This window comes from Leclercia sp. (assembly GCF_036780805.1).
Classification (GTDB): Bacteria; Pseudomonadota; Gammaproteobacteria; order Enterobacterales; family Enterobacteriaceae; genus Enterobacter.
Window position 1 is genome coordinate 143,059 of the sequence record NZ_DAIQCE010000001.1, and the last position, 20,253, is coordinate 163,311.

Sequence of the window (20,253 nt, forward strand, 5' to 3'; positions counted from 1 at the left end):
CCCTGATGGCGGAGCCTCGCCCCCTTGAAATACCTCGTCTCCTTCCGAACCACGCTGAAAGTCTCTCGCTATCTATTTCGGGCGCTGGCGCTCCTGATCTGGGTGTTGATCGCACTGTTTTCGGTATTTTACATCGTCAACGCGTTGCACCAGAAGGAGGCGGAGATCCGTCAGGAATTCAGCCTCAGCTACGATCAGTCCCAGCGCTACATTCAGCGTACCGCCGACGTCATGAAGGAGCTCAAGTACATCGCGGAAAACCGTCTGACGGCAGAAAACGGCGTGCTGGCTACCCGCGGGCGCGACAATAAAACCGAGGTTCCCAACTTTGAGCCGCTGTTCCCCGATTCTGACTGCTCGGCAATGGGCCCGGCATGGCGGGGGTCGCTGGAGTCACTGGCGTGGTTTATGCGCTACTGGCGCGATAACTTCTCGGCAGCCTACGATCTGAACCGGGTCTTTCTGATTGGCAGCGAAAACCTCTGTATGGCCAACTTTGGCCTGCGTGACGTGCCGATGGATCGTGACAACGCCCTGAAAAGTCTGCACGAGCGGATCATGAAATACCGCAATGCGCCGCAGGACGAGCGCGGCAATAATCTGTTCTGGATCAGCCAGGGCCCACGTCCTGGGGTAGGGTACTTCTACGCCATGACGCCGGTCTATCTGGCTAATCGTCTGCAGGCGATGCTCGGCACCGAGCAGACTATTCGCATGGAGAACTTCTTTACCCCCGGCAACTTGCCGATGGGCGTGACCATTCTCGATGAAAATGGCCATTCTCTTATCTCGCTGGTGGGGCCGGAAACCCGCCTCAAGATCGACCCTCGCTGGATGCAGGAGCGTTCGTGGTTTGGTTATACCTCCGGTTTCCGCGAGCTGGTGCTGAAAAAGAGCCTGCCGCCATCGTCGCTGAGCATCGTCTACTCCGTGCCGGTGGATATGGTGCTGGAGCGTATCCGAATGCTGATCCTCAACTCGGTGCTGCTGAATGTGCTGGTGGGGATTGCGCTCTTTACCCTCGCGCGGATGTATGAGCGCAAAATCTTTATCCCGGCGGAGATTGACGCCCAGCGCCTCGAAGAGCATGAGCAGTTCAACCGTAAGATTGTCGCCTCTGCGCCAGTGGGGATCTGTATTCTGCGCACCCTGGATGGCACCAACATTCTCAGTAACGAGCTGGCGCATAACTATCTGAATATGTTGACCCACGAGGACCGCCAGCGGCTGACGCAAATCATCTGCGGGCAGCAGGTGAACTTCGTCGATGTGCTGACCAGCAACAACACCAACCTGCAGATCAGCTTTGTACACTCGCGCTATCGCAATGAAAACGTCGCCATCTGCGTGCTGGTGGATGTCTCCGCCCGCGTCAAAATGGAAGAGTCGTTGCAGGATATGGCCCAGTCCGCTGAACAGGCCAGCCAGTCGAAATCGATGTTCCTCGCCACCGTCAGCCACGAGCTGCGCACCCCGCTGTACGGGATTATCGGTAACCTCGATCTGCTGCAGACCAAAGAGCTGCCCCGGGGCGTTGACCGCCTGGTGACGGCGATGAACAACTCCTCCAGCCTGCTGTTGAAAATCATCAGCGATATTCTCGACTTCTCCAAAATCGAGTCCGAGCAGTTGAAAATTGAACCCCGCGAATTCTCCCCGCGCGAGGTGATGAACCATATCAGCGCCAACTACCTGCCGCTGGTGGTGCGTAAGCAGCTGGGGCTGTACTGCTTTATTGAACCGGACGTGCCGGTTTCGCTTCAGGGCGATCCGATGCGTCTGCAGCAGGTGATCTCCAACCTGCTCAGTAACGCCATTAAGTTTACCGATATGGGCTGCATCGTGATGCATGTCGCCAGGGCAGGGGATTACCTGAGCATCCGGGTGCGCGACACCGGGGTGGGTATTCCGGCCAAAGAGGTGGTCAAGCTCTTCGATCCGTTCTTCCAGGTGGGGACGGGGGTTCAGCGTAACTTCCAGGGCACCGGGCTGGGGCTGGCGATTTGTGAAAAACTGATCAGCATGATGGACGGCGATATTTCGGTGGATACCGAGCCGGGCATGGGTAGCCAGTTCACTATCCGCATTCCACTCTATGCGGCCCAGTCTCCGGCCAACGGGCTGGTAGAGGGATTAAGTGATAAACGCTGCTGGCTGGCAGTCAATAACGCCTCGCTGTATGCCTATCTGGAATCCCTGCTGACGCCGCACGGCATTCGCGTGGCGCGCTACGTCGGGCAAACGCCGGATGCGGAAGACATACTGATCACCGACGATGAGCTGACGCAGCCGTGGCAGGGTAAAGCGGCGGTGATCTTCTGCCGTCGTCACATCGGCATCGCCCAGGAGCGCGCCCACGGCGAGTGGGTGAGCAGCGTGGCCGCACCGCATGAGCTGATTGCGCTGCTGGCGCGGATCTACCGTATCGAGTTGGACGCAGGCAATGGCTCGGCGGCGCTGCCTTCACCGGAATCAGAGCAGTCCCTGAATGAGGACATGATGATCCTGGTGGTGGATGACCATCCGATTAACCGCCGTCTGCTGGCCGACCAGCTTGGCTCGCTGGGCTATCAGTGCAAAACCGCTAACGATGGCGTGGACGCGCTAAACGTGCTGAGTAAAAACCATATCGACATCGTCCTGAGCGACGTAAACATGCCGAACATGGACGGCTATCGCCTGACCCAGCGTATTCGCCAGCTGGGCCTGACGCTGCCGGTGGTAGGCGTCACCGCCAACGCGCTGGCAGAAGAGAAGCAGCGCTGTCTGGAGTCGGGGATGGACAGCTGTCTTTCCAAGCCGGTCACGCTGGACGTGCTGAAACAGACGCTGTCGGTGTACGCGGAGCGGGTGAGGAAGACGCGGGGATAAAAGTGCGGCCTGATGCCCTCACCCTAACCCTCTCCCGCTGGGCTGAGGGATCCCCACATAAATATTGGCACGGACGGCTCCCTCTCCATTCAGGGAGAGGGCTGGGGTGAGGGGGAACATGCGGCTCAGGTGGTGGTTCCGTTCACCTTACGTTCTGCACTTCTCTGTCAGCGGCGTCACCCGTGAACGTGTTAAGGGGCTTGCCGCCGCCCCTTAACAATCCCGGCTCCCGGCAAAGAAAATCGCCGCTTCGCGGTGCCCTCAGCTTATTCCTCCAGGCTTTCGGGCCGGGCACCAGCCTGCATCCATGCAGGCTATGCCCTCTCGGCGCGTCCCTGCGCCTCGCCCGGCCTTCCGGAAACGCTTCGGCGATTTTCAGCCGGACCAGGGAGTCGCTGTAAGTCATTTATTATTATGTAATTATTCTATTGCTTTAAAGGCAAAAAAATTACTGGGATCTCTCAACCCACAGGGAGAGGGCGCAAACATAAAAAAAGGCAACTTACGTTGCCTTTTTGCGTTTACCTTGCCACCCGGCGTTTCGCACAATCAGTCTTTATCGGCCGGACTCAGGGTCACGGAAGAGAGATAGTTCAGCAGGGCGATGTCGTTTTCCACGCCCAGTTTCATCATCGCCGATTTTTTCTGGCTACTGATGGTTTTAATGCTGCGGTTCAGCTTCTTGGCAATCTCGGTCACCAGGAAACCTTCGGCGAACAGACGCAATACTTCGCTCTCTTTCGGTGACAGACGTTTGTCACCGTAACCGCCAGCGCTGATTTTTTCCAGCAGGCGGGAGACGCTTTCCGGGGTAAATTTCTTCCCTTTCTGCAGCGCGGCCAGCGCCTTAGGCAGATCGGTTGGTGCGCCCTGTTTCAGGACAATCCCTTCGATATCGAGATCCAGAACGGCACTTAAAATGGCCGGGTTGTTGTTCATGGTCAACACGATGATCGAAATACTCGGGAAGTGACGCTTGATGTATTTGATCAGCGTAATCCCGTCACCGTATTTATCTCCAGGCATGGAAAGGTCGGTGATGAGCACGTGCGCATCAAGCTTTGGCAGGTTATTAATCAGTGCTGTGGAATCTTCAAATTCGCCGACTACATTCACCCACTCGATCTGTTCAAGTGATTTGCGAATACCGAACAGTACAATCGGATGGTCATCGGCAATAATTACGTTCATATTGTTCATGTATAGGGCTACCTTGCTACAGCAAGCTTTTGACATAGTCGTCAATGTCGCTGATGTATTTTTCTATGCTGGCGGCATCTTTCTCACGAATAAGATGTTCCAGCGTTTCACATAATTGCTTGCCTGGAACCAGATTAAGCATGGCAAACACCCCTTTGAGCCGGTGTGCTGTCTGAGCCAGCGCTGCGAAGTCGTTCGCGGCGGCTTCAGTATACAACCTCTTAACATCATCTGGTACTGTGTCTACGAAGAGAGAATAATAGCCGCTGGCCTGCAGTTCGGCATTTTCATTGCCGCCCAGTGGGGATTCCGGGATCGTTTCCTGCGCCAGTTGCTCCTCTATTAGTTGTAGTACAGCTTCCTGCATCGCATTGCTCATATTAAAGTTGACGCGCACCTGGCCGGGGCCAATTTTTCGCACGCCTGGCTCATCATCGCTTAAAAGCAAGCCCGAGGCAGTAAGATTAGACGGATTATCTGTTAAAAAGAGATCATATTCTTGACTTGCCAGCCTTTCGTCCGGGGAGATACAGGTCGCTCCCCAGTTTTCCAGCTGGCGAACCACGATACTGCGGATCTCATTCGACGTCACATCCACCATGATCACCACCTCATCCAGCAGGCCCTCATCGTCCTCGGTTTCCTGCGGGCTGGCCGGCATTTTCACATGCAATGAATAACGGGTGCCCAGCGACTCACGGGCTTTAATGTTCAGGTGACCGCCAAGCTTACGCGCCAGCTGATCGCAGAGCCAGAATGTGAGGGCGTTGGCTTTGCCGTAATTGTCGCCCTGGGTATCATTCAGGAACGGGAAGTGCAGATTGTCGATTTCACTGGCCGTCACCCCTTCGCCGGTATCGAGGATACGGAAGGTAAGACGGTCATCAGCCGACTCATCGCTGCTCACTTCCAGCGTAATTTTGCCGATCTGGGTGGTCGTGACCGCGTACTGGATCAGCATCAGCAGAATACGACGCAGCGCGTCGCGGTCGCCGTGGCGCTCATCGTTAGCCCGCAGCGGGTTGTTTATCAGCAGCTGCAGCCCTTTACGCTTGATCACCGGCAGCACTTCCGGCACCACTTCATCAATCAGATCCTGAATCGAGAACAGCGTAGCGGTGCTCTTCCAGCTGTCGTTCTCTAGCATATTGGCGAGCTGGATCTCATCCACCAGCCGCACCAGCGTATCGGCATGGCCCGACAGCTGCAGGCTTTCCGGGCTGGTTAACTGAGCCGCTTCGCTGGCCAGCGCCTTCAGCGGCAGTTTGAAGGCGTCGCCGATATTCTGCATAAAGGCCGCGCGGCCCTGCTGGTTCTTCTCGTACAGTCTTTGCGCCTGTTTGAGCTTTTTATTCACCAGCACCTCGCGATCCTGATCGCGAATGATAAAGATCTGCGTGCGCGACGCCACCTGGCTGCGGAACTGACGGATCTCGTACAGCTCATTATTAATGGTGGCCTGAATCACGCCCTGATGCTGATCGGCCATGCTGGTGATGTTCTGTAGATTCAGGTGCGGCAGCAGGTGATCGGCGATTTTGTTGCTGATCACCGTGCGGTTGGCCTCCTGGTCATGCACCAGCAGACCGAGCGGCAGCACCGAGACAATCTCTTCATTCAGGGCGCGCAGGACGCGCAGCTCGTTGCTGGTCCCGGCGGCAACCGGGACATCGCTCTGGCGACCTGGCTGCGAGCGGAAGGTGGTGTAACCAAACAGCGCCAGCGCCAGCAGACCAATATTGAGCAGCAGCGGCAACAGGATATTTTGCAGGGTGTCCAGCAGCAGCGTACCGAAAGGCACCTGCCAGACCAGACGCATGCCGGTCGTGTTCAGCGAGGAGGCGATCTCGATTTTCGAGCCATTAAAGGAGATAGAGACGCTATCGGGGCTCTCTTTATCCGTCGGCGCACGCAGGTTTTGCCCAGTGGTATCCTGCTCGAGGCGGAAGCTCTCAAGCGGCATATCCGGGGGGATCAGATCGTTGATCGGCAGATCGAAGGCCACCACCGTCGCCAGATGGCCTGGCTGATTGAAGGTGGTGCGCAGGGTAAAGTAGTGACCATTTTGCCAGGCCAGACGGCGCAGGGAAGAGAAGCTTTCGCGTTCATCCAGAGCATTGGCCTGCTGCAGCATCTCCGCGCGACGGGAATCAACAATCGTGCCGACCGAGGACTCTTTAAAGCCGGAGGAGAGATCTTTCAGCGGCAGGGTGGAGATCAGGATCATGCTGTTGTCCTGACCGTTGAGATAGTACATCGACCAGGGAACGGTCTCCGCACCCCACAGCGTATCGAGATAGGTCGACATGCGCTGGGTCATCTCCAGCGTAGCGCTGTCGTGCGAACCGAAAATCAGGGCTTCGGTTTTGCGCCGCGTTTTCTCCAGATAGTAGACGTCCTGCTTCAGGCGCGTCTCCTGCAACCCTTCAGCAGAAGCCGTGGTCGGCGTGGCCGCGATGTTGTCGTAAATCTGCCAGGTGGCGTAGCGCCAGGTGTCGATGCGTTTATGCAGTGCGTGGCTGATATCAACAATCTGATAGCTTCTGTCTTTTAACCAGGTGTTCACCGCGCTCTGCACCATCACGCCCATGGTCACTAACAGCACAACGATCAATAGAAGAAAGAAACGGGTAATACTGCCCGGAAGCAGGGAGAATTTGTTCGCGGCTGTGGTTTCTGACTGACTCATTGCTGTGGTTAACCCGTTATGGCTGCGCTTCAGGCGAATAGGGCAGTATAAAGCGTAATAATCGAATTTCCAGCCTCACGCCACTTACGGGACCGACTTTTTCATCCCGTTGCGCAAGTTGAAAAGGATTGTCTTAAATCTGTACGGTTAAACGTTTATTGTACAAATAATTAACAATATAGCGAAAAAATAGCACGAATAAACAAGAAATTAAATTACCTGCTAAATTTTTTAGACAAAAAATAGCACGCTAAGATTTAATTAATAGTCGTTATAGTTTCGGGTGGGTAGCACAGATATTTTAAGTTTGCGTAAAGAAGAGTAAAAAAAAACCGAATGCATTGCATTCGGTTCAATTCTGGATAAACAGACATTCAAATTTGAATGACGGTAATAAATAAAGTTAATGATGATAGCGAGAGATATTTTAGTAGCCGCGCGTCTTTTTGTTTTGGCAATCAGTGCTATAATTATTTTTTTCTTAAGCTATTGATTTTATTGTAATATTTTAAGTTTTTGATTTTTGGTGCTTTATTTTTTAACTTATTGTGCGGCAAAAAAGTTCCCTCATATTTACAAAATGAAACATCTATACGGCAATATGAAACATCTTAAAAGTTTTCGTATCATATTCTTGTTGGATTATTCTGTATTTTTGCGGAGAATGAACTTGCCGACTGGTTAAGAGGGTTAATCAGTAAGCAGTGGTAATAAAAACATATAACAGAGGGTTAAAATAATGAAAGTCAAAGTACTGTCCCTCCTGGTACCAGCACTGCTGGTAGCAGGCGCAGCAAATGCGGCTGAAATTTACAACAAAGACGGCAACAAATTAGATCTCTACGGCAAAGTAGACGGTCTGCACTATTTCTCTGATGACGATGGCGCTGATGGCGATCAGACCTACATGCGTATCGGCTTCAAAGGCGAAACTCAGGTTAACGATCAGATCACTGGTTATGGTCAGTGGGAATACAACGTTCAGGCTAATGACACAGAAAGCAGCAGCAACCAGTCCTGGACGCGTGTGGCCTTCGCTGGTCTGAAATTCGCTGACGCAGGTTCTTTCGATTACGGTCGTAACTACGGCGTGATCTACGACGTAACCTCCTGGACCGACGTTCTGCCAGAATTTGGCGGCGACACCTACGGTTCTGATAACTTCCTGCAATCCCGTGGTAACGGCGTTGCTACCTACCGTAACCAGGACTTCTTCGGTCTGGTTGACGGCCTGAACTTTGCTCTGCAGTACCAGGGCAAAAACGGCAGCGTCAGCGGTGAAAACGTTGGCGGCCGTAGCCTGCTGAAACAGAACGGTGACGGCTTCGGCGGCTCCCTGACCTATGATCTGGGCGAAGGCTTCAGCGTGGGTGCAGCAGCATCCTCTTCCAAACGTACCGCAGACCAGAACGGTCCAGGCGTTTACGGCCGTGGCGACCACGCTGAAGTGTACAGCGGTGGCCTGAAATACGACGCGAACAACATCTATCTGGCAGCGCAGTACACCCAGACTTACAACGCGACCCGTTTCGGTAACTCTCAGTCCAGCAGCGACAACGCGGTTTATGGCTTTGCTAACAAAGCACAGAACTTCGAAGTGGTTGCACAGTACCAGTTCGACTTCGGTCTGCGTCCATCCGTGGCTTACCTGCAGTCTAAAGGTAAGGACATCGAAGGTAACGGCGACCAGGATCTGCTGAAATATGTTGATGTTGGCGCGACTTACTACTTCAACAAAAACATGTCCACCTACGTTGATTACAAAATCAACCTGCTGGATGATAACGCCTTCACCGACCGTGCAGGCATCAGCACTGATGACATCGTAGCACTGGGTCTGGTTTACCAGTTCTAAGTCTTACGCAGTATTGCAAAAGGGGCCTGTGGGCCCCTTTTTTTGGCCTGACTCTCCGCCCCTTACAAAGCCTGCTTTTTAGTGTACTCTTGCCGGTCTCAGGCTTGAGGATAATAACGAATGGAAATTACTTTTCTGCGCGCCGGCGTTCTGGCGACACTGTTTATGCTGTCAGCGTGCGATGCGCCAGCCCCTCCGGCGAAGGCCGACACCGCCGCCGCAACGGTGCTGGAAGGCAAAACCATGGGCACCTTCTGGCGCGTCAGCGTGATTGATCTCTCTGCCGCCCGGGCTGAAGAGCTGCGCGGGAAGATCCAGTCCCAGTTGGATGGCGACGACCAGCTGATGTCCACCTATAAAAATGACTCTGCCCTGATGCGCTTCAATCAGTCCCAGAGCACCTCTCCCTGGCCGGTAAGCGAATCGATGGCGGATATCGTCACCGAGGCGCTGCGGGTGGGGTATAAAACCAAGGGGGCGATGGATATCACCGTCGGCCCGCTGGTTAACCTGTGGGGCTTTGGCCCGAACAAGCAGCCGGTGAAAACCCCCGATCAGGCGCAAATAGATGATGCCCGGGCGCAAACGGGCCTGCAGCACCTGACGGTTATTAATCAGTCCGGCCAACAATACCTCGAAAAAGATATCCCCGATCTGTTTGTCGATCTCTCGACGGTGGGGGAGGGCTATGCTGCCGATCACCTGGCCCAGCTGATGGCCGAAGAGGGGATCTCGCGCTACCTGGTGTCGGTGGGCGGGGCGCTGGTCAGCCGCGGCATGAACGCCAGCGATAAGCCCTGGCGCGTGGCGATCCAGAAACCTACCGATCGGCAAAACGCCGTCCAGGCCATTGTCGATATCAACGGCCACGGCATCAGTACCTCCGGCAGCTACCGTAACTATTATGAGCTGGACGGAAAACGCATCTCCCATGTGATCGATCCCCAGACCGGTCGCCCGATTACGCACAACCTGGTGTCAGTAACGGTCATTGCCCCTACGGCGCTGGAAGCCGATGCCTGGGATACCGGTCTGATGGTGCTGGGAACCGAGAAAGCGAAAGAGATCGTGCGAGAGCAGGGGCTGGCGGTCTATATGATTGTCCGCGAAGGGGAGGGCTTCAAAACCTGGATGTCCCCGCAGTTCTCCAGCTTCCTCGTCAACGGGGCGAATTAAAAAGCAAGATTGCCGGTTTTTGTCGGGTGGCGTTCAGGCAGGCTAAGCATATGCTTATATAAGGAGCCGATCATGAAAAAGCCGAACCTGATGAATGACGATCAACGCTGGCTGGCGGTGCTGGCCCGCGATGACCATGCCGATGGTCAGTTTGTGTTTGCCGTACAGACCACCGGCATCTTCTGCCGCCCCTCCTGTCGGGCGCGCCATGCCCTGCGTGAAAATGTTCGCTTTTATCCCGATGCCCGCCAGGCGTCGCAGGCGGGTTTTCGCCCCTGCAAACGCTGCCGCCCGGATCAACAGGATCCTCAGGCGCAGCGGGTTGCCACTATCGAAAAAGCCTGCCGGTTACTGGAGCAGGAGCAGCCACTGACGCTGGAAAAGCTGGCGCAGGAGGTGGCGATGAGCCCGTATCATCTGCATCGACTGTTCAAATCCTTTACCGGGATGACGCCGAAAGCCTGGCAGCAGGCAGCCCGGGCGAAACGGCTGCGCGACGCCCTGGCGCAGGGTGAGAGTATTACCGACTCCGTGCTGGCGGCGGGTTTCCCCGACAGCAGCAGCTATTATCGCAACGCCGACGCCACCCTGGGAATGACCGCAAAGCAGTACCGCAGCGGCGGGGAAGAGACCACCGTGCGCTATGCTTTAAGCGACTGCGCGCTGGGGCGTTGTCTGGTGGCGGAGAGCGCGCGCGGTATCTGCGCGATCCTGCCCGGCGATGATGACAGCGCCCTGATTGCCGAGCTGGAAACGCTCTTTCCGCACGCCCGGCGAGAACAGGCCGATACCGCCTTCGCCGCGCGCGTCGCTCAGGTGATCGCCAGCGTGGATAACCACGCCGTGGCGCTCCCCCTACCGCTGGATATTCGCGGCACCGCCTTTCAGCGCCAGGTCTGGCAGGCCCTGCGTGCCATTCCTGGCGGCGAGACCGCAAGCTATCAGCAGGTGGCCAACGCCATTGGTCAGCCCGGTGCGGTGCGGGCGGTGGCCCGGGCCTGTGCCGCCAACAAACTGGCGATTGTCATCCCCTGTCACCGGGTGGTACGTAGCGACGGCGGGCTGTCGGGTTACCGCTGGGGCACGGCCCGCAAAGCGGCGCTGCTGCGTCGCGAAGCAAAAAAAGAGGAGGTGTAATGCTGGATTTATTTGCGGATGCTGAGCCCTGGCAGGAGCCGCTGGCACCGGGGGCGGTGATCCTGCGCCGTTTTGCCCTGGCGCGGGCCACCGCCTTAATGCAGGGCATCGAACAGGTCGCCAGCGCCTCGCCGTTCCGCCAGATGGTCACCCCCGGGGGCTACACCATGTCGGTGGCGATGACCAACTGCGGCGGGCTGGGCTGGACCACCAACCAACGGGGCTACCTCTACTCCCCGGACGATCCCCTCACAAACGCGCACTGGCCGCCGATGCCGGACGCTTTTGCTGCCCTTTGTCACGATGCGGCCCGTGAGGCGGGTTATCCTGATTTCCAGCCGGATGCCTGCCTGATCAACCGCTACGCCGTCGGGGCTAAACTCTCTCTTCATCAGGATAAGGATGAGGCCGACCTGCGGGCGCCGATTGTCTCGGTGTCGCTCGGCCTGCCCGCGGTGTTCCAGTTCGGCGGATTACGCCGCAACGATCCGCTGCAACGCCTGCTGCTGGAGCACGGCGACGTGGTGGTGTGGGGCGGGCCGTCCCGCCTGTTTTATCATGGCATTCAGCCGCTTAAACCCGGAGAACATCCTCTCACCGGGGAGTATCGCTACAACCTGACCTTCCGCCAGGCAGCGAATAACGAATAAAAATAAGAATTATTCTTGATGTAAGTGGCGGGCAGTTTACACTGCTGGCTGATTTTTCTTGTCTGGATTGTTTGTATGGAACTCCTGTTGCTGGTCTGGCGGCAATACCGCTGGCCGTTTATCGCGGTAATGGCATTAAGCCTGCTTAGCGCCGCGCTGGGTATCGGGCTTATCGCCTTTATTAACCTGCGTTTAATTGAAACGGTCGACACGACCCTGATGGTGCTGCCGGAATTTCTCGGCCTGTTGGTACTGCTGATGGCCGTGACCCTGGGTTCGCAGCTGGCACTCACCACTCTCGGCCACCACTTCGTCTACCGCCTGCGCAGCGAGTTCATCAAGCGTATTCTGGATACCCAGGTTGAACGCGTCGAGCAGCTGGGCAGCGCCTCGCTGCTGGCTGGATTGACCAGCGATGTCCGCTCAATCACTATCGCCTTTGTGCGTCTGCCGGAGCTGGTGCAGGGGATCATTCTGACCTTCGGGTCGGCTGCCTATCTGGCCTGGCTCTCCACCAAAATGCTGGCGATCACCGCCCTGTGGATTGCGATCACCATCTGGGGCGGCTACCTGCTGGTGTCCCGCGTCTACAAGCACATGGCGGTGCTGCGTGAAACCGAGGATAAGCTCTATAACGACTATCAGACGGTACTCGAAGGGCGCAAAGAGCTGACCCTGAACCGCGAGCGCGCCGAGCATATTTTCAATAACCTCTATATCCCGGATGCCCGGGAATATCGCCACCACATTGTGCGGGCCGACACTTTCCACCTGAGCGCGGTCAACTGGTCAAATATTATGATGCTGGGGGCGATTGGTCTGGTCTTCTGGATGGCCAACAGCCTCGGCTGGGCGGATACCAACGTCGCCGCCACTTACTCGCTGACCCTGCTGTTCCTGCGCACGCCGCTGCTTTCGGCCGTAGGCGCGCTGCCGACGCTGCTCAGCGCCCAGGTGGCGTTTAACAAGCTGCGCAAGTTTGCCCTCGCGCCGTACAAAGCCGAATTCCCGCGCCCACAGGCCTTCCCTGACTGGCAGACGCTGGAGCTGCGCAACGTCACCTTCAAATATCAGGACAACGACTTCTCCGTCGGGCCGGTGAACCTGACCCTCAACCGCGGCGAGCTGCTGTTCCTGATTGGCGGCAACGGCAGCGGCAAATCGACGCTGGCGATGCTGCTGACCGGCCTGTATCAGCCCCAGTCGGGCGAGATCCTGCTGGACGGCAAACCGCTGAGTGCCGAAAAGCCGGAAGATTACCGCAAGCTGTTCTCTGCGGTGTTTACCGACGTCTGGCTATTCGAGCAGCTGCTGGGCCCGGAAGGCAGGCAGGCCGATCCGGCGCTGGTGGAGAAGTGGCTGGCGCATCTGCAAATGTCGCACAAGCTGGAGCTGCAGGATGGCAAGATCCTCAACCTCAAGCTGTCGAAAGGGCAGAAGAAGCGCGTGGCGCTGCTGCTGGCGTTGGCGGAAGAGCGCGACATTATTCTGCTGGATGAGTGGGCCGCCGATCAGGACCCGCACTTCCGCCGCGAGTTTTACCAGGTGCTGCTGCCGCTGATGCAGCAGATGGGCAAAACCATCTTCGCCATCAGCCATGACGATCACTACTTTATCCATGCCGACCGCCTGCTGGAGATGCGCAGCGGCCAGCTGACGGAGCTCACCGGCGCGGAACGTGATGCCGCGTCGCGCGATGCGGTAGCCCGTACCGCGTAATCTTTCTGCCCGGCGGCACCGCGCCTGCCGGGCAACTTTCACCGCATCGCTGCTTTTTTATCCATCCCCCTCCGCCGTTTATTCTTATTTACATATCGTCACGCTATGCTTAATGCCATCACATTTAATGGATATATGATTGATGGCATTTACTAATAAACACAGCGCAAGGCTGCGCGATGAAGAGCGTGCCCGTCTGATCTGGCTGCTCACCACCGATAAAGCGGTGGTCTCCACCCTGTTAGGCAAGCTGACCCTGGCTGAGCAATATGACGTTGGCACCTTATCCGACAATATTGCTGAGGTAGGGGCGCTGGTGGCGCATCTGCCGCCGCCCGATCTGGCCGATACCCTGGAAGCCTTACCCTCGGAAGAGCGCCACGCCCTGTGGCGGCTGGTGGAGGATCACGAGCGCGGCCAGGTGCTGCTCGAGGCCTCTGAAAACGTCTGGGACGATCTGATCGACGAGATGAGCGACAGCGCCATCCTTGATGCCCTGCAAACCCTCGATATCGACGATCAGATCTACCTGGTGCAGCATCTGCCCCGCGACCTGACGGGCCGCCTGCTGGCCTCGATGCCGGCCGACGAGCGCGCCCGCGTGCGTCAGGTCATGGACTACGAGAAAAACAGCGTTGGCGCGATTATGGAGTTCGGCGTCATCCTTGTGCGCCCGGACGTCACCCTGGCGGCGGTGCAGCGCTACCTGCGCCGGCTGGGGAAAATGCCGAAGAATACTGACAAACTCTTTGTCACCTCCCGGGATAAAACCCTGCTGGGGGAGCTGGAGCTGCAAACGATTCTGCTCAACGACGCCCACAGCCGGGTGAGCGAGGTGATGGATCACGAGCCGACGATCTTCCTCCCCGAAGATAATGCCGAAAAAACCGCGCGCACCTTCGAGCGTGACAACCTGCTCAGCGCCGCGGTGGTGGACTCAACCGGCAAAATAATGGGCCGCTTAACCATCGATGAGATTGTCGACGTGGTGTACGAAGAGACGGGGAACGATATGCGCGCTATGGGCGGTGTGAGCGCGGAAGAGGATGTTTACGCCCCGGTGAGCAAGGCGGTGAAAACCCGCTGGGCGTGGCTGGCGATCAACCTCTGTACCGCCTTTATCGCCTCGCGGGTGATTGACGGCTTTGAACACACCATCTCCCAGCTGGTGGCGCTGGCCTCGCTGATGCCCATCGTGGCGGGCATCGGCGGGAATACCGGCAACCAGACCATCACCATGATTGTCCGCGCGCTGGCGCTGCAAAATATTCAGCCGGGCAACTTCCGCTTCCTGATCCTGCGTGAGCTGGGGGTGGCGTTAATCAACGGCCTGGTGTGGGGTGGGATTATGGGCGGGGTGACCTGGTGGCTGTACGGCGATATGGCGCTGGGCGGGGTAATGACCCTGGCGATGGTGCTGAATCTGCTGGTGGCGGCAATGATGGGGGTGATCATTCCGATGGTGATGACCCGCCTCGGGCGCGACCCCGCAGTGGGGTCGAGCGTGATGATCACTGCCATCACCGATACCGGCGGTTTCTTTATTTTTCTTGGGTTGGCGACGCTGTTTCTGCTGTAGCGGCGCTATGGCGTCGCAGGCGGGCAGGGAGGATCGCCATGACGATAATCCCGCCCAGCACGCCAATCGCCAGATTGCCGGTTGAGACGGTGGCCGCCACGGTCACCAGCATCACCAGGGTTTCTGCGACCGGTGCGCCTTTCACCGCGGCAGGGCGAATGCTTTGCCAGTTAAAGGTTTTGAGGGCGACTATCGCCATGATCCCCGCCAGCACCGCCATCGGGATTTTTGCCATGACGTCGCTCAGGGCGGTGACCAGCAACAGCAGCACCAGCCCGGCGGCGAACGTAGAGACGCGGCTGCGCCCTTTGCCCATTTCGACGTTAACGATGGTCTGACCGATCATCGCGCACCCGGCGATCCCACCAAAGAAGCCCGCCATGATGTTAGCCACACCCAGCCCCATGCTCTCGCGGCGCTTGCTGGACGGGGTAGCCGTCAGTTCATCCACCAGTTTTGCCGTCAGCAGCGACTCCATCAGGCCGACAAAGGCGATGCTCAGCGCGCAGGGCCAGATAATGCTCAGGGTGTTCAGATTAAGGGGCACCAGCATCTGGGTGATCCCCGGCAGGCCGCCGCCGATAGAGCCTTCATCGCCCACGGTCGGCAGCAGCTGGCCGCTGGTGACGGTAAACAGGGTCAGAACCACAATCGCAATTAGCGGGGAAGGAATAGTTTTGATGTAGCGGGGCGCCCACAGCACAATCAGCAGGGTCAGGACAAACAGGCCGACAATCAGCGGGCTTTTGCTCCAGAAATGCGGTACCTGAGCAAAGAAAATCAACATCCCCAGCGCGTTCACAAACCCGGTCATCACCGCCTGAGGAATAAAGCGCATCAGGCGCGCCATCCCCAGCGCGCCGAACAGGATCTGGATCAGCCCCGCCAGCAGCACCGCCGGCAGAATATACTGCGCGCCATGCTGATGCACCATCGGCCCAATCACCAGCGCCACCGAGCCCGCGGCGGCGGTCACCATCGCCGGACGGCCGCCCATGACCGACAGGGCCAGGCACAGCACCACCGAGGCGAACAGGCTTACTTTGGGATCGACGCCCGCGACTACGGAGAAGGAGATCACCTCCGGGATGAGCGCCAGGGCGGTGATCACACCGGCCAGGATTTCACGCGTCAACAGCGACGGGGAGCGCAGAACGGCAAGAGTATGGGGAGATGCATGTGTTGGGGACATATTTCTTCGCAGGTTAGTGGCGCTGGGCAGGATCTGTGCGGCCGATCACAAAGGGCAGCATAGTAGCGGGAAAACGCGCGTGTTTCCAGCCCAGCTGGGGTCATATCCCTACAAGTATCGCGACATTAATTATCATAATTACAATAATTATTTAACCTTTAAACAATATTTAAATATTGCTACCGTGGCGCCGCACTCGACTTCATCTGCATAAATAGCGAACAACACGCTTATTACGAAGGCATTAATTATGAAAAAAATGACTGCCCTGTTGCTGGCTGCGGCGGCAAGCCTTAGTGCTGCCCCGATGGCGGCGAAGGCTCAGGCATCGCAGGACCAGGAAACGGACGTTCTGTTAATTGGCGGCGGGATCATGAGCGCCACGCTCGGAACCTATCTGCAGGAGCTTCAGCCGGACTGGTCCATGACCATGGTAGAACGCCTCGACGGCGTCGCGCAGGAGAGCTCCAACGGCTGGAACAACGCCGGGACCGGCCACTCGGCCTTAATGGAGCTGAACTACACCCCGCAGAAGAAAGACGGCTCTATCAGCATTGAGAAAGCCGTGGAGATCAACGAAGCGTTCCAGATCTCCCGTCAGTTCTGGTCTCACCAGGTAAACAGCGGCGTGATGCACGATCCGCACAGCTTTATTAACACCGTGCCGCACATGAGCTTTGTCTGGGGCGACGACAACGTTAACTTCCTGCGCGGTCGTTATGCTGCCCTGCAGCAAAGCTCGCTGTTCCGCGGCATGAAGTATTCCGAAGATCACGCGCAGATCAAAGCCTGGGCGCCGCTGGTGATGGAAGGGCGTGACCCGAACCAGAAAGTGGCCGCGACCCGTACCGAAATCGGCACCGACGTGAACTACGGCGAAATTACCCGTCAGCTGGTGGGCTCTCTGCAGAAAAAAGAGAACTTCAACCTGTCGCTGAACACTGAAGTGCGCGGCTTTAAGCGCAACGCGGACAACTCCTGGAGCGTGACCGTTGCCGATCTCAAACACAATGAAGAAGAGCACGTCATCAAGGCGAAGTTCATCTTTATCGGTGCGGGCGGCGCGGCGCTGAAGCTGCTGCAGGAGACCGGCATCCCGGAAGCGGATAACTATGCGGGCTTCCCGGTTGGCGGGCAGTTCCTGGTGTCGGAAAACCCGGAAGTGGTGAACCGTCATCTGGCGAAAGTGTATGGCCAGGCGTCCGTAGGCGCACCGCCGATGTCGGTGCCGCACATTGATACCCGTATTCTCGACGGTAAGCGCGTGGTGCTGTTCGGGCCGTTCGCCACCTTCTCAACCAAGTTCCTGAAGAACGGTTCACTGTGGGATCTGCTGAGCGCCACCACCACCTCGAACGTAGGGCCGATGATGAATGTCGGTCTGGATAACTTCGATCTGGTGAAATACCTGATTAGCCAGGTCATGCTCTCTGACGACGATCGCTTTGAGGCGCTGAAAGAGTACTATCCGCAGGCGAAGAAAGCGGACTGGCGTCTGTGGCAGGCGGGTCAGCGCGTGCAGATCATCAAGCGTGATGAGGAGAAAGGCGGCGTGCTGCGTCTGGGCACCGAAGTGGTCAGCGACAAAGAAGGCACCGTGGCCGCGCTGCTGGGGGCCTCCCCTGGCGCATCCACTGCGGCACCGATCATGCTGCACCTGATGGAGAAAGTGTTCAAAGACAAAGTCGCCAGCCCGGAATGGCAGGCGAAGCTGAAGACCATTATTCCTTCCTACGGAACGGCGCTGAACGGCAACGTTGACGCCACAGAGCAGGAGCTGGAGTACACCAGCCGCGTGCTGCAGCTGAAGTATGAAAAGCCGCAGGCACCGGATGCGGCGCCTCAGGCTGAGCCGCAGGCGACATCCCAGCCGGAAAGCAAACCGGTCGCGGATATCGCGCTCTGATAAAAAAAAGCCGGGTTATTTAACCCGGCTTTTTTATTAACGCGCGACGGCGTTTTCGATTTTCTCATCTGCCTGCCAGACGCGGTATTTCACCTCAACGTTGTCCGGGGTGTAGACCACAATCGGCAGCTTGCTGTTGTAGCGCAGCAGGCTGTGCTCGCCCAGATTGGCGGTCACAAATTTGGCGCTCTTTTTCCCGTCCGGGCAGGCCATCATGGTGGAGACCGGCGAGGTGACCTTATCAAAGACGTAGTAGTCATAGCCCCAGCCTTCCAGCGTCTTGCTGGTTAACTGCCCGCCGAGGCGGTGCACGTTGCAGTCCACGTCCAGCGTCTGGCCGATCAGCAGCTCAACTTTATAATTCGCTTCATCTTTCTGCGCGGGCAGGTCGATAACCTGGCGCTTCATCCCCTGTTCCGCCTGCGGATACGGGGCCGTTTTTTCGAGCGGTTGCGCGGCTGGGGCGGCATAAGCGCTGGCGCAGGCCAGTGCCAGCAGAGCGACGAGGCTTTTAGGTGCGTTTTTCACAGTCATTCCTTTTTATGTCAAACGGGTCATGTCCACACTATCATATCTGGTGTTTTTTGCCTTTATTTTATTTTTATGTGGTTTATATCACTGATAATTTGCCTTTAACCTGGTTTTAAATTCTGTAATGGTGTCAGGGAGCCGTTCGTGGTAGGGTGAGCGGCAATCATTGTTATTCATCTGTGAAGGAATAGATGCATGGTACGCCAAAAACTTAACACCCCGGCGGGGAAAAAATTTCTGCTGGCACTGCTGACGGTGTTTCTAATCGCGGTGATTGGGGTGGGGCGTGTGACGATCGTTGGTGTGGTTGACCAGTACAACATTCCGTTGACGGCGTGGACCACCAGCATGTTCGTTCTGCAATCGGCGATGGTGCTGGTCTACAGCACGGTCTTTACCGTTCTGCTGGCTATCCCACTGGGGATCTTTTTCCTCGGTGACAGCGATAAGCACTGAGTTTTCCCGTTGCAATATTAACGATATTTATTCGCATTCCCTCCTGCGGCGTTTTCGGGTTAAATACCTGTTTTCCCGATAGCAGGAGTGGAGCATGGCCTCCCGATTTACCACCCTAAGCCGGATCCCAAAAGGGGTCTGGGTCGTTGGCGGCGTCAGCATGTTGATGGATATCTCCTCGGAGATCATCCATAGCTTATTACCGCTGTTTATGGTGACCACACTGGGTGCCAGCGTCATCTTTATTGGCCTTATCGAAGGGCTGGCGGAAGCCACGGCGCTGATTATCAAGGTCTTCTCCGGTGCCATCAGCGACTATCTGGGCAAACGTAAAGGACTGGCGCTGCTGGGCTACGGCCTGGGTGCCGCCAGCAAGCCGCTGTTTGCGCTCGCCTCGTCTTCGGGGATGATCCTCGGGGCACGCTTAATCGACCGGGTAGGGAAGGGGATCCGCGGCGCACCCCGCGACGCGCTGGTGGCCGACGTGACGCCGCCGGAACTGCGCGGGGCGGCATACGGGCTGCGGCAGTCGATGGATACCGTTGGCGCGTTTCTTGGCCCGCTGCTGGCGGTGGGCATGATGCTGCTGTGGAACAACGATTTCCGCACCATCTTCTGGATCGCCGTTATTCCCGGCGTACTTGCCGTCGCGCTGCTCTTTTTTGGCCTGCACGAACCCGCCTCTCCCGTCACCCATAAACGCAGCAACCCGATTAAAAAAGAGAACCTGAAACGCCTCGGCGCCAGCTGCTGGTGGGTGATTGGCCTGGGCGCGGTCTTTACCCTGGCCCGCTTCAGCGAGGCCTTTCTGGTGCTGCGGGCCCAGCAAGCCGGTATTCCGCTGGCGCTGATCCCGCTGGTGATGGTGGCCATGAACCTGCTCTACGCCTTTTCCGCCTATCCGTTCGGCAAACTCTCCGATGCCATGAGCCATACCCGTCTGCTGCAGTGGGGACTGGCGGTGCTGATCGCGGCGGATATCGTGCTGGCGCTGACCACCCACTGGGCGGGGATCATCCTCGGCGTGGCGCTGTGGGGTATCCATATGGGGATGACCCAGGGGCTGCTGACCGCAATGATTGCGAAAACGGCACCCGCGGACCTGCGCGGTACCGCCTTTGGCCTGTTCAGCATGGTGAGCGGCGTGGCGCTGCTGATTGCCAGCCTGGGGGCGGGCATTATCTGGGAGACGTGGGGCGCGGAGTACACCTTCTACGCCGGGGCGGCGATCTGCCTTGTAACGCTGGCTTACCTGCTTAAGCGACCCGCGGCGTTGTAAAGCGCATGGCAGC

The 20,253-nt window shown here is 57.2% G+C and carries 13 protein-coding genes and 1 pseudogene; 10 read left to right on the forward strand and 4 right to left on the reverse strand.

Translation table 11 applies throughout. The annotated features are described in order from the left end of the window. Nucleotides 1-24 precede the first annotated feature (24 nt). On the forward strand, nucleotides 25-2,871 hold the full coding sequence (rcsC, locus tag V7Q49_RS00615; protein WP_333848803.1) for a two-component system sensor histidine kinase RcsC: 2,847 nt from the start codon (nucleotides 25-27) through the stop codon (nucleotides 2,869-2,871). Nucleotides 2,872-3,420: 549 nt separating this feature from the next. Here the strand turns inward: rcsC and rcsB are convergent. Together rcsB and rcsD are read right to left on the reverse strand one after the other, a co-directional pair. Further along, a complete protein-coding gene (gene rcsB / locus V7Q49_RS00620) occupies nucleotides 3,421-4,071 on the reverse strand; it encodes a response regulator transcription factor RcsB (protein ID WP_106995396.1) in 651 nt (216 codons plus the stop codon). A 16-nt stretch (nucleotides 4,072-4,087) separates the two neighbouring features. After that, nucleotides 4,088-6,760 carry a phosphotransferase RcsD gene (gene rcsD / locus V7Q49_RS00625; RefSeq protein WP_333848804.1) on the reverse strand — a complete coding sequence of 891 codons (2,673 nt, stop codon included), beginning with the start codon at nucleotides 6,758-6,760 and terminating at the stop codon, nucleotides 4,088-4,090. A 739-nt stretch (nucleotides 6,761-7,499) separates the two neighbouring features. Between rcsD and V7Q49_RS00630 the strand changes: the two genes are divergently transcribed. The 6 genes from V7Q49_RS00630 (at nucleotide 7,500) to mgtE (ending at nucleotide 14,876) form a co-directional block, all read left to right on the forward strand. Next, nucleotides 7,500-8,615 carry a porin OmpC gene (locus tag V7Q49_RS00630; protein WP_333848805.1) on the forward strand — a complete coding sequence of 372 codons (1,116 nt, stop codon included), beginning with the start codon at nucleotides 7,500-7,502 and terminating at the stop codon, nucleotides 8,613-8,615. Between the two features lie 120 nt (nucleotides 8,616-8,735). Beyond that, on the forward strand, nucleotides 8,736-9,791 hold the full coding sequence (gene apbE, locus V7Q49_RS00635; protein WP_333848806.1) for an FAD:protein FMN transferase ApbE: 1,056 nt from the start codon (nucleotides 8,736-8,738) through the stop codon (nucleotides 9,789-9,791). Between the two features lie 72 nt (nucleotides 9,792-9,863). After that, nucleotides 9,864-10,928, forward strand: coding sequence for a bifunctional DNA-binding transcriptional regulator/O6-methylguanine-DNA methyltransferase Ada (ada, locus tag V7Q49_RS00640; protein WP_333848807.1), 1,065 nt, complete (start codon nucleotides 9,864-9,866; stop codon nucleotides 10,926-10,928). Then, nucleotides 10,928-11,578 (forward strand): DNA oxidative demethylase AlkB, encoded by a 651-nt coding sequence (alkB, locus tag V7Q49_RS00645; RefSeq protein WP_333848808.1) that lies wholly within the window; start codon nucleotides 10,928-10,930, stop codon nucleotides 11,576-11,578. Before ada ends, alkB begins: the two co-directional genes overlap by 1 nt. A 75-nt stretch (nucleotides 11,579-11,653) precedes the next feature. Next, nucleotides 11,654-13,297, forward strand: a complete 1,644-nt coding sequence (locus V7Q49_RS00650) for a multidrug ABC transporter permease/ATP-binding protein (protein ID WP_333848809.1) — start codon at nucleotides 11,654-11,656, stop codon at nucleotides 13,295-13,297. 142 nt (nucleotides 13,298-13,439) lie between these two features. Further along, nucleotides 13,440-14,876, forward strand: coding sequence for a magnesium transporter (gene mgtE / locus V7Q49_RS00655; protein WP_333848810.1), 1,437 nt, complete (start codon nucleotides 13,440-13,442; stop codon nucleotides 14,874-14,876). Here mgtE and V7Q49_RS00660 read toward each other — a convergent pair. Next, nucleotides 14,839-16,129: pseudogene (locus tag V7Q49_RS00660) on the reverse strand (SulP family inorganic anion transporter). The gene mgtE and the pseudogene V7Q49_RS00660 overlap by 38 nt on opposite strands. Nucleotides 16,130-16,318: 189 nt before the next feature. Here V7Q49_RS00660 and mqo point away from each other — a divergent pair. Next, entirely contained in the window at nucleotides 16,319-17,974 is a 1,656-nt protein-coding gene (gene mqo, locus V7Q49_RS00665; protein WP_333848811.1) for a malate dehydrogenase (quinone), read from the forward strand. A 36-nt stretch (nucleotides 17,975-18,010) separates the two neighbouring features. Here mqo and eco read toward each other — a convergent pair whose 3' ends face one another. Next, on the reverse strand, nucleotides 18,011-18,508 hold the full coding sequence (gene eco / locus V7Q49_RS00670) for a serine protease inhibitor ecotin (RefSeq protein ID WP_333848812.1): 498 nt from the start codon (nucleotides 18,506-18,508) through the stop codon (nucleotides 18,011-18,013). A gap of 192 nt (nucleotides 18,509-18,700) precedes the next feature. Between eco and V7Q49_RS00675 the strand changes: the two genes are divergently transcribed. Both V7Q49_RS00675 and V7Q49_RS00680 read left to right on the forward strand, forming a co-directional pair. After that, nucleotides 18,701-18,961 (forward strand): DUF2534 family protein, encoded by a 261-nt coding sequence (locus V7Q49_RS00675; protein WP_333848813.1) that lies wholly within the window; start codon nucleotides 18,701-18,703, stop codon nucleotides 18,959-18,961. Nucleotides 18,962-19,055: 94 nt separating this feature from the next. Beyond that, nucleotides 19,056-20,240, forward strand: a complete 1,185-nt coding sequence (locus V7Q49_RS00680; protein ID WP_333848814.1) for an MFS transporter — start codon at nucleotides 19,056-19,058, stop codon at nucleotides 20,238-20,240. Nucleotides 20,241-20,253 lie beyond the last annotated feature (13 nt).

Bases quoted from the DNA above. Each gene is read 5' to 3' on its own strand.
- rcsB (WP_106995396.1), bottom strand. From the start codon at position 4,071: ATGAACAATATGAACGTAATTATTGCCGATGACCATCCGATTGTACTG.
- rcsD (WP_333848804.1), bottom strand. From the start codon at position 6,760: ATGAGTCAGTCAGAAACCACAGCCGCGAACAAATTCTCCCTGCTTCCG.
- V7Q49_RS00630 (WP_333848805.1), top strand. From the start codon at position 7,500: ATGAAAGTCAAAGTACTGTCCCTCCTGGTACCAGCACTGCTGGTAGCA.
- apbE (WP_333848806.1), top strand. From the start codon at position 8,736: ATGGAAATTACTTTTCTGCGCGCCGGCGTTCTGGCGACACTGTTTATG.
- ada (WP_333848807.1), top strand. From the start codon at position 9,864: ATGAAAAAGCCGAACCTGATGAATGACGATCAACGCTGGCTGGCGGTG.
- alkB (WP_333848808.1), top strand. From the start codon at position 10,928: ATGCTGGATTTATTTGCGGATGCTGAGCCCTGGCAGGAGCCGCTGGCA.
- V7Q49_RS00650 (WP_333848809.1), top strand. From the start codon at position 11,654: ATGGAACTCCTGTTGCTGGTCTGGCGGCAATACCGCTGGCCGTTTATC.
- mgtE (WP_333848810.1), top strand. From the start codon at position 13,440: ATGGCATTTACTAATAAACACAGCGCAAGGCTGCGCGATGAAGAGCGT.
- mqo (WP_333848811.1), top strand. From the start codon at position 16,319: ATGAAAAAAATGACTGCCCTGTTGCTGGCTGCGGCGGCAAGCCTTAGT.
- eco (WP_333848812.1), bottom strand. From the start codon at position 18,508: ATGACTGTGAAAAACGCACCTAAAAGCCTCGTCGCTCTGCTGGCACTG.
- V7Q49_RS00675 (WP_333848813.1), top strand. From the start codon at position 18,701: ATGGTACGCCAAAAACTTAACACCCCGGCGGGGAAAAAATTTCTGCTG.
- V7Q49_RS00680 (WP_333848814.1), top strand. From the start codon at position 19,056: ATGGCCTCCCGATTTACCACCCTAAGCCGGATCCCAAAAGGGGTCTGG.